Raw genomic sequence first — 13965 nt, 5'->3', positions numbered from 1 at the left:
TCAATAACAAAAAAGCCTAATATGTTGGCTGTTGAAAGTGAAATAAAGGTTTATGTCTCAAGTTCAGTTAATCCAAGATGCACACTATATTGCCTTAATATTGCCTTGTGAGTGTAAGGTTCTAAGCTCTTCTGTTTTAAATGGTGGATTGAGTTGTGCGAAGTCTTTCTTAAATTTGAAAGTAGATCAATATGCTCCTCCCCCTTGGCCTGCCCCAAAAGAGACATTACGTAGTAAGGCAATGGAATTGACTCTACCTCAGCCGACTACGGCCATGATGACAGCGGCTTCAATGGATTCACTAGGGTACTGTGAGGAAAGTAGGGCGGAACTAAGGGTTGAGTGCTGGGTAACGGCTGGATTGAGTAACGTTCGCCGAGTTGGAGACCGTTCAAGTGAACAGCCAAGGGCAGGTACCATCAATATTAGTTTATACATCAATCATGTTTTGAGCGATGCAGCGTTAGTGGAAGCATTAATGATGGTGACTGAGAGTAAAGTAACAGCCATTCGTGATGCGGGAATTGTTAGTCCAATTTCAGGTTTGCCAGCCAGCGGCACAGGGACCGATAGTCATGCTGTGTTTTGTGAAAAACAGGGTGAGGCGCTTAATTATTGTGGTAAGCATACTCTGATTGGTGAATTAATCGGCAAAGTGGTTTTGAGTGCCTGTTCTATTAGCATAGAAAAATGCATGGCCCAATAAAAATATGTTCGGCTGAGACAGGAGTTCAATTAATGATCAGATGAAATCATAAATTAGCGCCTTTAATGAGTGTTTTTGATTAATACTTGATCGAATTCGTAAGCGCTGTATTTAAGTAATTGTCTTATAAATGTTTCTTTGTATTGAGGGTGTCTTAATTTTTATCAATATTTCTTTCCCTTTTTACATAAAGGGAGTTGAAAAACATCTCTAACGGCCTTACGTTATTAGTAGTGGCAATGAAACGCTAAACGTCCCTAACCGAATGGGATAGGTAGAAGGAATATAAATTATGTATACATTAGATATCAGCGGTCACCATGTTCACACGACTGAAGAAGTTCAACAAACAATCAAAGAAGGAATGGATCAGCTAGCCGACATTAATAGCAACATCACCTCTATTAAAGTCATTGTTAATTCAGAAAGTCATCAGAACAAAAGTGAGCTGATTATTGAGGCTCGCGTCCATATTCCAGGTCACGATTTATTTGCTTCTGTAACAACAGACAAACAATTGAGTGCTGCTGTTGACGCTCTAGTTGAAAAGCTTGAAAAGCAGCTTCTAAAACATAAAGCGAAACACGAAGGTCGTAAACATCATCCAGATGCACGTGATGTAGAAACAAACGAAGAACGTGAAGAGCAAGAAGAATTCAATGAATTAGAACGTCGCGACGTCGTTTAAAAAACGTGCGACCTAATCTAGATAGAGAAACCCGCCCCGGCGGGTTTTTTTATCTCTGTCTGATGGAGTAGATAGACCATAAGGGCAGATCAGTAGCAGGCAAACAATAAAAAGCCGATGTTGATTCAACATCGGCTTCTTTTTAATCAAACGTTAGCGATCGCTATTAAGCTTACGCAGAAGCGTCAGTTGCAATAACGGTTGATGCTTTCTTAACGTACTCGCTCATCTTATCGAAGTTTAAGTAGCTGTAAACTTCGGCAGACATGCTGTTGATCTTGTTCGCGTATTCTAGGTACTCAGCAGGCGTTGGCAATTTACCCATTAGGGAAGCTACTGCCGCTAGCTCAGCAGAGGCTAGGAATACATTCGCACCATTACCTAGACGGTTAGGGAAGTTACGCGTTGACGTCGAAACAACCGTTGATTTATCCGCCACACGTGCTTGGTTACCCATACATAGAGAACAACCAGGCATTTCCATGCGTGCGCCAGCTTTACCGAAGATGCTGTAGTAACCTTCAGCGGTTAATTGCTGTTGGTCCATCTTAGTCGGTGGCGATACCCAAAGACGTGTTGGTACCACTTTACCCGCTGATTCAAGCAGTTTACCTGCTGCACGGAAGTGGCCAATGTTTGTCATACAAGAACCGATGAATACTTCGTCGATTTTCTCACCTTGTACGTCCGACAATAGGCGAGCATCATCAGGATCATTTGGCGCACAAAGAACAGGCTCTTTAAGGTTATCAAGATCAATTTCAATAATTTGCGCGTATTCAGCGTCTGCATCCGCACGCATCAAGCTTGGGTTGGCTAGCCATTGTTCCATCGCGTTAGCACGACGCTCAAGCGTACGTGGGTCACCATAGCCTTCAGACATCATCCAACGAAGCATAACGATGTTAGAACGTAGGTATTCAGCAACCGACTCTTCAGATAGGTTGATGGTACAACCCGCTGCTGAACGCTCTGCAGAGGCATCAGAAAGTTCAAATGCTTGTTCTGCTGTTAAATGTTCAAGACCTTCGATCTCAAGGATACGGCCAGAGAAGATGTTCTTCTTACCTTTTTTCTCAACCGTTAGGTGACCTTCTTGGATAGCTTGGTAAGGAATCGCATGCACAAGATCACGTAGTGTGATGCCTGGTTGCATTTTACCTTTAAAGCGAACCAAAACAGATTCAGGCATATCAAGAGGCATTACACCTGTTGCTGCAGCAAATGCTACTAGACCAGAACCCGCTGGGAAAGAAATACCTAGAGGGAAACGAGTATGTGAGTCACCACCTGTACCGACTGTGTCAGGAAGCAACATGCGGTTCAACCAAGAGTGGATAATACCGTCACCTGGGCGTAGAGAAACACCACCACGGTTCATAATGAAGTCTGGAAGCGTGTGATGAGTTTTTACGTCAACAGGTTTAGGGTAAGCCGCTGTGTGACAGAAAGACTGCATAACAAGATCTGAACTGAAACCAAGACAAGCAAGGTCTTTCAATTCGTCACGCGTCATTGGTCCTGTTGTATCTTGTGAACCAACAGTTGTCATCTTAGGTTCGCAGTAGGAGTTAGGACGAACGCCTGCAACACCACATGCTTTACCCACCATTTTCTGAGCCAGTGTGAAACCTTTATCAGAACTTGCTACTTCGCCAGGTTTTAAGAACAACTCAGAACCTGACAAACCTAGAGATTCACGTGCTTTGTTAGTTAGACCACGACCGATAATTAGAGGAATACGGCCACCAGCACGTACTTCGTCTAGTAACACTTGAGTCTTAAGCTCAAAAGTCGTGATAACGTCATCAGTGCCGTGTTTTTTCACAACGCCTTCGTATGGGAAAATGTCGATGATATCGCCCATTTCCATACCGTCTACATCCATTTCGATCGGTAAGGCACCCGCATCTTCCATGGTGTTGAAGAAGATCGGAGCAATTTTACTACCAATACAGACACCACCAGCACGTTTATTAGGGATGAAAGGAATGTCATCTCCCATGTGCCATAGTACAGAGTTCGTTGCAGACTTACGGCTTGAACCTGTCCCCACAACATCACCAACGTAAGCAAGAGGGAAGCCTTTCTCTTTTAGTTCGTTGATTTTAGTGATAGGGCCGATTTCACCGTCTTCATCTGGTGTGATGCCATCGCGAGCCATTTTAAGCATCGCATTTGCGTGTAGAGGAATATCAGGACGCGACCATGCATCAGGTGCAGGAGATAGGTCATCTGTGTTGGTTTCACCTGGCACTTTGAATACCGTAACAGTGATTTTATCCGCAAGTTTGGGTTTCTTAGTAAACCACTCGCCATCTGCCCATGACTGAATGATTTGCTTAGCAAACTCGTTACCTGCTTTTGATTTCTCGTCAACATCGTGGAATGCATCAAAGATTAAAAGTGTGTGAGAAAGAGCGCTTACAGCAATCGGCGCAATTTCAGCGTCGTCTAGGCAATCGATCAACGGCTGAATGTTGTAGCCACCAAGCATACTACCAAGTAGTTCAGTTGCTAACTTTTTATCGATAAGTGGCGAAGACGCTTCACCTTTAGTGATGGCTGCTAGGAAGCCTGCTTTAACGTAAGCAGCTTCGTCAACGCCGGCAGGAATACGGTTTTTCAGTAGGTCAAGTACAAACGCTTCTTCACCTGCTGGCGGGTTTTTAAGAAGCTCAACAAGTGATGCTGTTTGATCTGCATCGAGCGGCGTCGCTGGAATACCTTGAGAGGCACGTTCTTCGACGTGTTTACGGTATGCTTCTAACACAATAGATCCCCTTATCTGGACATCAGTGTAATCACTAATGTTGTTAAGCGTTGACTCTGCGGATTCGAGTTAATCTATTAAGAGTTAACTCGAGCAAAGCTCAGCACTGGCAAATTAATCTGTACGCACATTCTATATAAAAATCAGCATCATGAGTGGGATATCACCATACATATTTAGAATAGGTAATATTTACCTTACTTATTCTGTCGCCGTTTCTTTAATAGCTACGGTGATATTAGTCGTACGATTCGGAAGCCCCAATTGCTTGCACGTAAGGTTGGCTCTGCACGATAACGTGTCGCGCTTCGGCCTACTGTGGGAACATCAAACCAAGAACCACCTCGTAATACTCGCCCATCGCATTGATCAGACAACCACACCTGATTTGTGCTCGGAGCGCCAGCGTAGTTTTCGTGGTAACAATCTTCCACCCATTCAGCAACGTTACCGTGCATATCGAAAATCCCCAGCGGGTTACTGGCTTGAGAGCCTACAGGTGCGGTTGAAATGCCATCCCATTGGCTGCCACAACTATCACACACGCTGTAGCCAGGTTGAACCTCATTACCATACCAATAAGCTGTCGGAGATCCTGCACGAGCGGAATATTCCCACTCAATTTCCGTTGGCAATCGATACTCAGAGCCAGTCTGTTCCGATAGCCAATTGGCATACGCCTTTGCGTCATACCAACTAACATTTATTACCGGACGATTACCACGTCCCCAGCCGTTGTCTGGGGGGGCAGGGCGTCCTGTAGCGGCAACAAAGCGATCATATTGAGCAAAGGTGACTTCATTTTTACTGAAGTAGAATCCTTTAGGAATGTTGACCTCATGAACTGGCGACTCATTTTCATCGCCAGCGCCATTTATGTCACCCATCTGGAAGGTTGCTGGTGCGATTTTTTCAACTTTAGGCGCTTTGCCACCATCGTTTAAGTCTTCCTCCAATACTTGAGGGAGCCCGTCAAAACGACTTTCTGCCGTCACTTTGGGAGTATTTTCTGTCGTAGTGTTAGCAGGAGGTGGTGTCGGCCATAACAGTGTTGCCGCGATTGCGGTAACGGCGACTAAGCCAAGTCCAGCACCAGCATACAATGCAACTGGTTTCTTATTTCGTGGCGGCGGCGGAGCATCTGAATTGGCCTTAGAGCTGTTTACAAATAAGTTTGCTCGAAGCAAGCGCATCACTTCGACAAGTGATTTAGGACGATAGCGTTCAGCAGGTCGCGCCCAACCTTTAATTTTTTTCCACGTTGCTTGGTCAAGCGTTTCGACATGATCAGGCAAGTTATTAAGCTTACCGTTATCCAGCCAAGATTCACCCACAAGAGAAGCGATTAATAATCGCATAAACATATAATGATCGGATGAAACACTAATGTTTGGATTGCGCTTAGTGTATTCAGGCGGGATAAAACGGCCATCCATGTCTTGATCAGTAATTTTGTCTAGCCAACTGTGGGTGCCAAACCCTGTTAATATGCCTGCACCGTTTACAACATGAACACTGCTGAGATCTAGATGACCATGGATATAGCCATGCTGATGCACTTGGTCTAGTGCTTTGGCAATGGGATCAAAAATACTTAATACGATATTGAGTGATGCACCATCTGGATATTTGCCTAAATAGCTAAAAAGACGTTCGCCTCCACATAGGTTGTAAATAGAAAACACCCATAAATTGGAATAAAATGGTGGATAGCTACGCGTGATAGCCGGATGTTTAAGTTTTGCGTGACGGCGGGCGATGGAAAGAAACTGGTTTACATCGCCACGTTCCGAACGATAAAAGCGCAACACAAATGACTGACCGCCTTGATCGGCAACCCAAACACTTTTGTCGTCACTTAATGGATAGTTAAGAACGTAAGGGTCAACCTCTACGCCAACTTGTTGTCCAATGCTAAGTTTTGATACGTCATAATATTGATTCATTAGCGAATTGATATCCAAATCAATGTTTTGCTTCTGCTGATTAAAAGGCCTAATCAGAGTATAATCCGTTTTTTTTCAGAGAAAAGGTAGCTTTGATGTTAACTGATTATCCCGAACTGGTAGAGTTTTTACCATGTGAATCCCCAAAAGAATGGGTTCAATGGGCATTGGAAAACGAAACTTTACTATTAATTGATCATGCTCACTGTGAAAAGAAGGCTGCTTCAACTGCGATGAGCCTTATGTATCGTTACGTTGATCGGGAAAATCTGCTGCATAAAATGTCACAGCTTGCCCGTGAGGAGTTACTGCATTTTGAGCAAGTACTGAAGATCATGCGTAATCGTGGTGTAGAGTACTGTCATTTGCAAGCCTCTCGTTACGCGGATGGGCTTCGTAAGCATATCCGAACTCACGAACCGGCCAAACTCATTGATACTTTAATCATAGGCGCGTTTGTAGAAGCACGGTCATGCGAACGATTTGCAGTTTTAATCCCCCACCTCGATGAAGAAATTGGTAAGTTTTATAAATCTCTACTGAAATCTGAAGCACGTCATTTTGAAGATTATCTGTCTTTAGCAGAAGAATACGCTGGGCATCCTATTGATGATCGTATTGCGTTCTTTAGAGAAATTGAGCACCAGCTCATTATCGAGCCAGATGACGAGTTCCGTGTACACAGTGGACCACCAAAAGCGGCTTAAATTAAAAACTGGATACAAACGTTTACGTAATTAGATCAAACGTTTGTACAGTTTTCCCTTCACAAACCGTTTTGATGTGCTAATCTCGAAGTAACTACTCTCACAAGAGGAGGGCGTAAGATGGGCACACAAATGAATGATTTACTGCCAGATGTTACTTATTGGCTAACTCTACAGATTGCTAAAAGCGATCCAGGTATTGATCTTGAACAGGTCTATCAAGGTACTGTAGAGCTTGATTACTTATACCAAGTATTAACCAGTAAAGCTCAGCAGCACTGGTGGTCTACCTATGGTGTAGAGTTGAGCCCGGTAACGGTCAATAATGCATTTTTCCGTGCTATTGCCGTCCTCCATGATCGTAACCTAGAGTACAAACGATCAAAAAACCGATCTGAAACGGACTGGGTAAGAGAGTTACTACATTTATAAAAGAGCAGTGTTACTGCTCTTTTTTATGTCCGACATAAACCATTGAGGCCGTATTATCCTGTTAATGAATGGATTTTCTGCCATTCCTTAAAGCATGGTTGATCTGACAAATAATAGTCAACCAGCACATTAAGATGCTCAATGCCTCGGTCATCCATGATGGCTAACCAAACATGCTTATCCCAGTCACCAAGCACGAGACGACTGTACGTATTCGCTTTATGCAGCGCAGGGCGGTGGGTGTGACCGTGAATCAAAAGCGATACGTGTCCTACCGCACTTTCTTCAACTGCGAGAGCGTTAACATCCATAATAGCGTCTTGCTTGTCTGCAGACATACTCTTTGAGTCGTCACGCAGCTTTTGTGCTAAGGCGAGTCGTTGTTCTAACGGCATGGCTAAGACTTGTTTCTGCCATACGGGTTGTCGAACCATAGCGCGAAACTCTTGATAAGCATGATCGTCTACACAATATTCATCGCCATGAGTCAGCATAATGGCCTGCCCGTTTTGATGAATGATGTGCTGTTCGGCCAACGCTGTAACGCTATTACGCTCAAACCACGCATCACCTACCAAGAAGTCACGATTTCCAGCAATGAAATAGGTCGCTATATTTGCGCTTGCTAGCTTGGCAAATTGAGCATCTAGAATCTTGATCCACTCAGGCTGGTAGTCATCGCCTATGTAGGCTTCAAAGAAGTCTCCGAGAATATACAATTCTGAAGACGGCTCTTCGCATTGGCAAAGTTGATCCGTCAGATACACAAACGCCTGGATTAAATCCAGGCGTTTGTCACTCAAATGAAGATCTGAGATGAAGTATCGAATCATGAACTTATTCTTTGATCAGTTCTGCAGACTCAATGATAACGTCTTCCGCTGGAACATCTTGATGACCTGCTTTGATCGTTGTTTGAACTTCTTTAATTTTGTTCACAACATCCATACCAGCCGTCACCTTAGCGAATACCGCGTAACCCCAACCATCTGGTGTTTTAGCGCGGTGGTTTAAGAAGCTGTTATCAGAAACGTTGATGAAGAACTGCGCAGAAGCTGAATGCGGATCCATCGTACGCGCCATTGCTAGAGAGCCCACAACATTTTCTAGGCCATTGTCCGCTTCGTTTTCGATTGGCGCACGCGTTTCTTTCTGTTTCATACCTGGCTCAAAACCACCACCTTGAACCATGAAACCGTTGATGACGCGGTGAAAAATAACACCGTCGTAAAAACCTGATGTTACATATTCTTCAAAGTTTTTAGAGGTCTTTGGTGCTTTTTCGTAGTTAAGTTCGATTGTGATGTCGCCAAAATTCGTATGAAAAACGATCATGTAACTTTTCCTTTAGTAGGTTAGGTGTAATAAATTAATCAATGCCAAGCATTTTATGTGTTTGTAAACTTAGACGCCACTGTGGATTCTGTAAACAATAGCGAATTGTCTGGGCCTGAGCGTCATCAATGCGTGCTTGACCGGCTGGAAGTGCACTTTGATCCATGGGTTGGAGATAGAAGTGCTCAAATTCAAGATCTGTAAACAAATTTGGTGGCAAATGCTGTTGAGGAAAAATAAGTTTTAATTCACTGCCTCCGTTTACGACCAATGGCTCAGCTGTTTTAGGGCTGACACATATCCAGTCAATGCCTACGGGGAGCGGTAATGTCCCGTTGGTTTCAATCGCAAGAGTGTAATTAGATGCTTTCGCGGCTTGAATTAGCTCATCATCCAGCTGGAGTGCAGGCTCCCCCCCGGTGAAAATTAAATATTTATGCTGTGTATTCTCTGGCCAAAGTGTATCAAGGTGTGCGATCAGAGTATCGGCGTCATGAAATTTGCCGCCATTTTGACCATCTGTGCCAACAAAGTCTGTATCACAAAACTGACATTGAGACGTGGCGCGGTGTTTTTCTTTCCCGGTCCACAAGTTGCATCCTGTGAAACGACAGAAAATTGCAGGTCGACCCGCATGCGCGCCTTCTCCCTGCAGGGAATAAAACGCTTCTTTAATTGAATACATGGTTCATCCTTCAATCACCCGAAAACAGTCGGGGCTGACAGTGATAACGATCACTAGCAAATTGCTTGGCAAAAGCTAATGCTGGTTAATACTATACTTCGTATGACAGAGGGTCCGTCACACCTTGTTCGTTAAATGCTTCCATACGCTCATTACAAGCGCCACATTTGCCGCAGGCTTTTTCACGACCGTTATAACAGGTCCAAGTATCACCGTAATTTAGGTCCATAGCCAAACCAGCTGCCAAGATTTCACCTTTGGAGCTGTTTAAGAACGGTGTAACAATTTCAACGGGTTCATAATTAGCAATTTGCGATACTGCATTCATGGCATGAACAAATTCAGGTCGACAGTCCGGGTAAATATGATGATCGCCTGCATGCGCGCCGTAATAAACTTCAGGCGCTTCAAGGGACACAGCGTAAGCAATGGCCATTGATAAAAGCACCATATTCCGGTTCGGAACGACGGTATTTTTCATGCTGTCTTCAGCGTAATGACCTTCTGGTATCTCAATGTCATCCGTTAGAGAAGAACCGGCCATAAGACTGTTGATAGCAGAAATGTCGACGACTTTGTGTGGAATGTTGAATTTTTGACAAACCTTTGCCGCAACATCCAGTTCTTTGCTATGGCGCTGACCATAGTTAAATGACAGTGCATACACATCTTTGCCCGCAGCCAGTGCTGTATGAAGTACGGTGTAAGAGTCCATTCCTCCTGAATAGACCACAACGGCTTTGTTTGACATGAGTTGACCCTTTTATTTGCAAGGGCGCGGATTATAGCAAATCACGTTTGAGTAACTAGCCTTTGTTAAAAAATTAAAGTGAATGAGTCACAATGGCTTGCCGGTAACTGGTTACGCATATAATATAGGTAACCAGTTACCTATATTATTTAATGCATAGTTTTTGAGTAAAATTTATGGAGCAGTTTGGTGTTTTGTCTTTAGGCAGTCGTCTAAAGCGATTGAGCGATTTCTTGTACAGTGAAGTGCAGTCCGTATATCTAGCGGAATCGTTGATGATTTCATCAACGTACTTTCCCATTTTACGTCTGTTACAGCAGCAAGGCGCTTTGTCTGTTATGCAAATAGCGGAAGGTTTGGGGCTGTCTCATCCAGCTGTCAGCAAACAAGTCAGTAAAATGCTAAAAGAAACCCTGTTAGTGAAAATTCCAGATCAACACGACCAAAGAAGATCTGTTATTTGTTTATCAGAATTCTGTTGCCAAGAAATGGTGAAAGTTGAACCGGTACTTGAAGCAATAGGTAAAGAGCTCGAATATTACTTAGATGCGCAAACGGGATCGTTTTTAACACAACTGTCAGGGCTTGAATCACAGTTGTTGAATGGCCCTTATGCCATTCGGGTCATTCTTAGGCTGCACCCCGAAAAAGTTGACATTCAATCACTGAGCTCAAAGACGGACTGCCTAGTGTTTAAGCAACTGAATGAAGCTTGGCTACAACGTTTTTTCCCAAACGACATTTATGAACGCGATCATCGTATTCTTAATGACCCTTACAGTGAGATCATTGAGCAGGGCGGAGTTGTGCGATTAGCTTTCGTCGATGGAAAACCCATTGCGAGCTATTACCTTATGCCATCAGACAATGGTTTTGAAATTGGCAAGCTGGCAGTAGATGAACGTTTTTCCGGTCTTGGTATAGGTGAGCGCATGCTTAAAGATGCGCTGACTAAAGTCGTTGAAAGGGGTGGGCAATATGTCCATTTAGAATCCCACACATCCTTGGTACCGGCGTTAAATTTATATCAAAAACTAGGTTTTACTATTGATGAATCCTGTGCCGTATTCAGCGTACCAAGAGCCAACCTTCGCATGACTAAAAAACTTGGAGGCAAGGTGTGAATTCATTTCAAAATGCACAGCGCGGGGCTTTAGCGTCAATCCCTATGATTATTGGTGGCATTCCATTTGGTCTACTTTTTGGCTCTCTGGCGGCCGCCAATGACTTAAGCATTTGGTTTGCGGTAGCCATGTCGAGCATAGTGTTTGCTGGCTCAGCTCAATTTGTGGCACTGGGCCTGATTGCAGCAGATGCGCCACTTTGGGTCATTATACTGACGACTTTTGTTGTTAACTTGCGTCATATTCTCTATGCAGCCGATTTATTACGCTATGTGAGGCATTTGCCGCTCAAACTTAGGCTTTTAATGGGCTTTGGATTGATCGATGAAACTTATGCTGCGGTTAGGCCTATGTACGACATGGGATCGGCAGATAAAAGCAATGGTCATCAGGTCTATATTGGATCATTTTTAAGTTTCTATTTGATGTGGAATATCACCACAATAATGGGTGCGCTCGCAGGAGAATTTATTCCTGGACTGAGTGAATGGGGCTTAGAGTTTGCGATGGTGGCCACCTTTATCGGCATTGTAACCCCTTATTTAAAATCAACTCCTTACTGGGGGGCGTTTGCTGTCGCCGTGGTGTGTTCGGTGGTCTTCCGTGACATGCCGAATCAGATGGGATTAATCGTAGCAACGTTATTAGCCGTTGCCACAGGGTACCTACTGGATACAAAGGCATCAAACAAGAAAGCAAAGGAGCCTGCTCATGTCTAATGTTGAATTACTGTTAATTGTTGTAGGGATGTTTCTAGTGACTTATGGCATTCGTGTAACGCTGTTCGTGGGCGCTAATCGTGCTGAAATGCCTGAGTGGCTTGATAAAGCGCTAAAATTCGTCCCAGTCTCGGTCCTAACGGCCATTATTGCGCCCATGGCGTTAACCAACGATAACGGATTGGCAGTCTCTCTGCTGAACCCTTGGTTTGTCGGAGCATTTGCTGCACTGATAACGGGGTTAGTATTCAAGCGACAGCTGTTAACCATTTCTATCGGCGTGGTCGTATTTTTTCTGATGAAAATGGTAACAGGCAATTAGAATTACGTTTGGGCGTACCCATCTTTGAATAAAATCAGATATACTTGAACGCTATTATTTCTATTCGTTACATGAACACCAATTGGGATTCGAACATAACATGTCAGAAGCGTCTAAACCTGGGAATTTCATCACCCAAATCATTGATAAAGATACCGAAGCTGGCAAACATGGTGGCAAAGTGCATACACGCTTCCCGCCAGAGCCAAACGGTTATCTTCACATCGGCCACGCAAAATCTATCTGTCTAAACTTCGGTATTGCAGAGCGTTACCAAGGCCAATGTAACTTGCGCTTCGATGACACTAACCCTGAAAAAGAAAGCGTTGAATACATTGAGTCGATTAAGCGTGACGTTGAGTGGCTAGGCTTCGAATGGGCGGATGAGCCTAAATACGCATCCGATTACTTCGATCAGCTTTTTGCCTTTGCCTGTGATCTTATCAAATCAGGTAAAGCGTATGTCTGTGAACTTAACGCAGAGCAAATGCGTGAATACCGTGGCACATTGAAAGAGCCTGGAAAAGACAGTCCTTACCGCGACCGCTCACCAGAAGAAAATCTAGCGCTATTTATGGAAATGCGTGACGGCAAATACGCTGATGGCGAAAAAGTCTTGCGCGCTAAAATTGATATGGCAAGCCCAAACATCAACATGCGTGATCCGATTATCTATCGTATACGTCATGTACATCATCACCAAACTGGCGATAAATGGTGTGTTTACCCGATGTACGATTTCACACACTGTTTATCCGATGCGCTGGAAAATATTACTCACTCAATTTGTACGCTGGAGTTCCAAGACCATCGTCCGCTATATGACTGGACTCTGGATACACTTGAAACGTTCCACCCGCAACAGATTGAGTTTGCTCGCCTAAACTTGAACTACACAGTTACAAGTAAACGTAAACTGAAACAGCTGGTTGATGAAAACCACGTTGAAGCATGGGATGATCCTCGCATGCCGACGATTTCAGGGATGCGTCGCCGTGGTTTTACACCAACATCTATCCGCAATTTCTGTGAACGTATTGGTGTAACAAAATCTGACAGTGTGGTTGATTTTGGCATGCTTGAATATGCGATTCGCGAAGATTTAGATGCGAACGCTAATCGCGCTATGGCTGTACTAAATCCGATCAAGGTGACGTTGACTAACTACCCAGAAGATAAAGAAGAAATCTTCTCAGTATCGAATCATCCAAAGAACGATGAAGCCGGTAAGCGCGAAGTGCCTTTCAGCAGAAATCTATTTATTGATGCCGCAGACTTCGAAGAAGTACCGCCTCGCAAGTGGAAACGCTTAAGTCTTGGAACCGCTGTTCGTTTACGTGGGGGTTATGTAATCACCTGTGACGAGGCGATCAAGGACGAAGAGGGTAACGTCGTTGAGCTGCTATGCAGTTATGATGAAAACACGTTAGGAGTGAACCCTGAAGGTTACAAGCCAAAAGGTGTGATTCACTGGGTCAGCGCAAATCATGCGGTGGATGCGACGGTGCGTTTGTATGATCGCTTATTCAACGAAGAAGCCCCAGATGCAAAACACGAAGACAAGACCTTCTTAGATTTTATTAACCCTGAGTCTATGACCGTGACAACTAATGCGAAACTTGAAGCATCATTAGCGAAAGCAGAGCCCGGTGTTGGCTTCCAATTCGAGCGTGAAGGTTACTTCTGTCGTGATCTAAAAGAAACGGGCATGGTATTCAACCGTACCGTTACGTTGCGTGATTCTTGGGTAAAAATCGAAGCAAAGGGATGATTCTGT

14 protein-coding genes are annotated in these 13965 nt (G+C 44.1%); 8 read left to right on the top strand and 6 right to left on the bottom strand.

Features of this window, described 5'->3' with window-relative positions; translation table 11 throughout:
• Nucleotides 1-52 precede the first annotated feature (52 nt).
• Entirely contained in the window at nt 53-706 is a 654-nt protein-coding gene (locus ACPUEK_RS12305; RefSeq protein ID WP_067219819.1) for an adenosylcobinamide amidohydrolase, read from the top strand.
• A 292-nt stretch (nt 707-998) separates the two neighbouring features.
• Nucleotides 999-1394, top strand: a complete 396-nt coding sequence (hpf, locus tag ACPUEK_RS12300) for a ribosome hibernation-promoting factor, HPF/YfiA family (protein WP_067038016.1) — start codon at nt 999-1001, stop codon at nt 1392-1394.
• 172 nt (nt 1395-1566) lie between these two features.
• Here hpf and acnB read toward each other — a convergent pair whose 3' ends face one another.
• Both acnB and ACPUEK_RS12290 read right to left on the bottom strand, forming a co-directional pair.
• The gene (gene acnB, locus ACPUEK_RS12295) at nt 1567-4167 is read right to left on the bottom strand and encodes a bifunctional aconitate hydratase 2/2-methylisocitrate dehydratase (protein WP_425640938.1); all 2601 of its coding nucleotides are present in this window, start codon (nt 4165-4167) and stop codon (nt 1567-1569) included.
• Nucleotides 4168-4394: 227 nt separating this feature from the next.
• On the bottom strand, nt 4395-6113 hold the full coding sequence (locus ACPUEK_RS12290) for an SUMF1/EgtB/PvdO family nonheme iron enzyme (protein ID WP_425640937.1): 1719 nt from the start codon (nt 6111-6113) through the stop codon (nt 4395-4397).
• Between the two features lie 95 nt (nt 6114-6208).
• Between ACPUEK_RS12290 and ACPUEK_RS12285 the strand changes: the two genes are divergently transcribed.
• Together ACPUEK_RS12285 and ACPUEK_RS12280 are read left to right on the top strand one after the other, a co-directional pair.
• Entirely contained in the window at nt 6209-6820 is a 612-nt protein-coding gene (locus ACPUEK_RS12285) for a tRNA-(ms[2]io[6]A)-hydroxylase (protein WP_425640936.1), read from the top strand.
• A gap of 120 nt (nt 6821-6940) precedes the next feature.
• The gene (locus ACPUEK_RS12280; RefSeq protein WP_067038023.1) at nt 6941-7252 is read left to right on the top strand and encodes a hypothetical protein; all 312 of its coding nucleotides are present in this window, start codon (nt 6941-6943) and stop codon (nt 7250-7252) included.
• A 53-nt stretch (nt 7253-7305) separates the two neighbouring features.
• Here ACPUEK_RS12280 and ACPUEK_RS12275 read toward each other — a convergent pair whose 3' ends face one another.
• The 4 genes from ACPUEK_RS12275 to queC form a co-directional block, all read right to left on the bottom strand.
• Nucleotides 7306-8085, bottom strand: coding sequence for a UDP-2,3-diacylglucosamine diphosphatase (locus tag ACPUEK_RS12275; RefSeq protein WP_425640935.1), 780 nt, complete (start codon nt 8083-8085; stop codon nt 7306-7308).
• A gap of 4 nt (nt 8086-8089) precedes the next feature.
• Nucleotides 8090-8587, bottom strand: coding sequence for a peptidylprolyl isomerase (locus ACPUEK_RS12270; RefSeq protein WP_067038026.1), 498 nt, complete (start codon nt 8585-8587; stop codon nt 8090-8092).
• 34 nt (nt 8588-8621) lie between these two features.
• Nucleotides 8622-9272, bottom strand: coding sequence for a 7-carboxy-7-deazaguanine synthase (gene queE, locus ACPUEK_RS12265; RefSeq protein ID WP_067219839.1), 651 nt, complete (start codon nt 9270-9272; stop codon nt 8622-8624).
• A 91-nt stretch (nt 9273-9363) separates the two neighbouring features.
• On the bottom strand, nt 9364-10023 hold the full coding sequence (gene queC, locus ACPUEK_RS12260; RefSeq protein WP_067219842.1) for a 7-cyano-7-deazaguanine synthase QueC: 660 nt from the start codon (nt 10021-10023) through the stop codon (nt 9364-9366).
• A gap of 176 nt (nt 10024-10199) precedes the next feature.
• Here queC and ACPUEK_RS12255 point away from each other — a divergent pair, with 176 nt between their 5' ends.
• From ACPUEK_RS12255 to ACPUEK_RS12240, 4 genes are all read left to right on the top strand, one after another.
• Complete coding sequence (locus ACPUEK_RS12255) at nt 10200-11147, top strand: GNAT family N-acetyltransferase (RefSeq protein WP_425640934.1); 948 nt, start codon at nt 10200-10202, stop codon at nt 11145-11147.
• Entirely contained in the window at nt 11144-11866 is a 723-nt protein-coding gene (locus tag ACPUEK_RS12250; protein WP_425640933.1) for an AzlC family ABC transporter permease, read from the top strand. The genes ACPUEK_RS12255 and ACPUEK_RS12250 overlap by 4 nt, the downstream gene beginning before the upstream one ends.
• Nucleotides 11859-12188: an AzlD domain-containing protein gene (locus tag ACPUEK_RS12245; RefSeq protein ID WP_425640932.1), complete on the top strand. Its 330-nt coding sequence runs from the start codon at nt 11859-11861 to the stop codon at nt 12186-12188. The genes ACPUEK_RS12250 and ACPUEK_RS12245 overlap by 8 nt, the downstream gene beginning before the upstream one ends.
• Nucleotides 12189-12288: 100 nt before the next feature.
• Nucleotides 12289-13959, top strand: a complete 1671-nt coding sequence (locus ACPUEK_RS12240; RefSeq protein ID WP_425640931.1) for a glutamine--tRNA ligase/YqeY domain fusion protein — start codon at nt 12289-12291, stop codon at nt 13957-13959.
• The last annotated feature ends 6 nt before the right edge of the window (nt 13960-13965 follow it).

This window comes from Marinomonas gallaica (assembly GCF_049821165.1).
GTDB classification, from domain to species: domain Bacteria; phylum Pseudomonadota; class Gammaproteobacteria; order Pseudomonadales; family Marinomonadaceae; genus Marinomonas; species Marinomonas gallaica.
This window is presented reverse-complemented; position numbering and strand designations above follow the sequence as displayed.

Bases quoted from the DNA above. Each gene is read 5' to 3' on its own strand.
- ACPUEK_RS12305 (WP_067219819.1), top strand. From the start codon at position 53: ATGTCTCAAGTTCAGTTAATCCAAGATGCACACTATATTGCCTTAATA.
- hpf (WP_067038016.1), top strand. From the start codon at position 999: ATGTATACATTAGATATCAGCGGTCACCATGTTCACACGACTGAAGAA.
- ACPUEK_RS12290 (WP_425640937.1), bottom strand. From the start codon at position 6,113: ATGAATCAATATTATGACGTATCAAAACTTAGCATTGGACAACAAGTT.
- ACPUEK_RS12285 (WP_425640936.1), top strand. From the start codon at position 6,209: ATGTTAACTGATTATCCCGAACTGGTAGAGTTTTTACCATGTGAATCC.
- ACPUEK_RS12280 (WP_067038023.1), top strand. From the start codon at position 6,941: ATGGGCACACAAATGAATGATTTACTGCCAGATGTTACTTATTGGCTA.
- ACPUEK_RS12275 (WP_425640935.1), bottom strand. From the start codon at position 8,085: ATGATTCGATACTTCATCTCAGATCTTCATTTGAGTGACAAACGCCTG.
- ACPUEK_RS12270 (WP_067038026.1), bottom strand. From the start codon at position 8,587: ATGATCGTTTTTCATACGAATTTTGGCGACATCACAATCGAACTTAAC.
- queE (WP_067219839.1), bottom strand. From the start codon at position 9,272: ATGTATTCAATTAAAGAAGCGTTTTATTCCCTGCAGGGAGAAGGCGCG.
- queC (WP_067219842.1), bottom strand. From the start codon at position 10,023: ATGTCAAACAAAGCCGTTGTGGTCTATTCAGGAGGAATGGACTCTTAC.
- ACPUEK_RS12255 (WP_425640934.1), top strand. From the start codon at position 10,200: ATGGAGCAGTTTGGTGTTTTGTCTTTAGGCAGTCGTCTAAAGCGATTG.
- ACPUEK_RS12245 (WP_425640932.1), top strand. From the start codon at position 11,859: ATGTCTAATGTTGAATTACTGTTAATTGTTGTAGGGATGTTTCTAGTG.
- ACPUEK_RS12240 (WP_425640931.1), top strand. From the start codon at position 12,289: ATGTCAGAAGCGTCTAAACCTGGGAATTTCATCACCCAAATCATTGAT.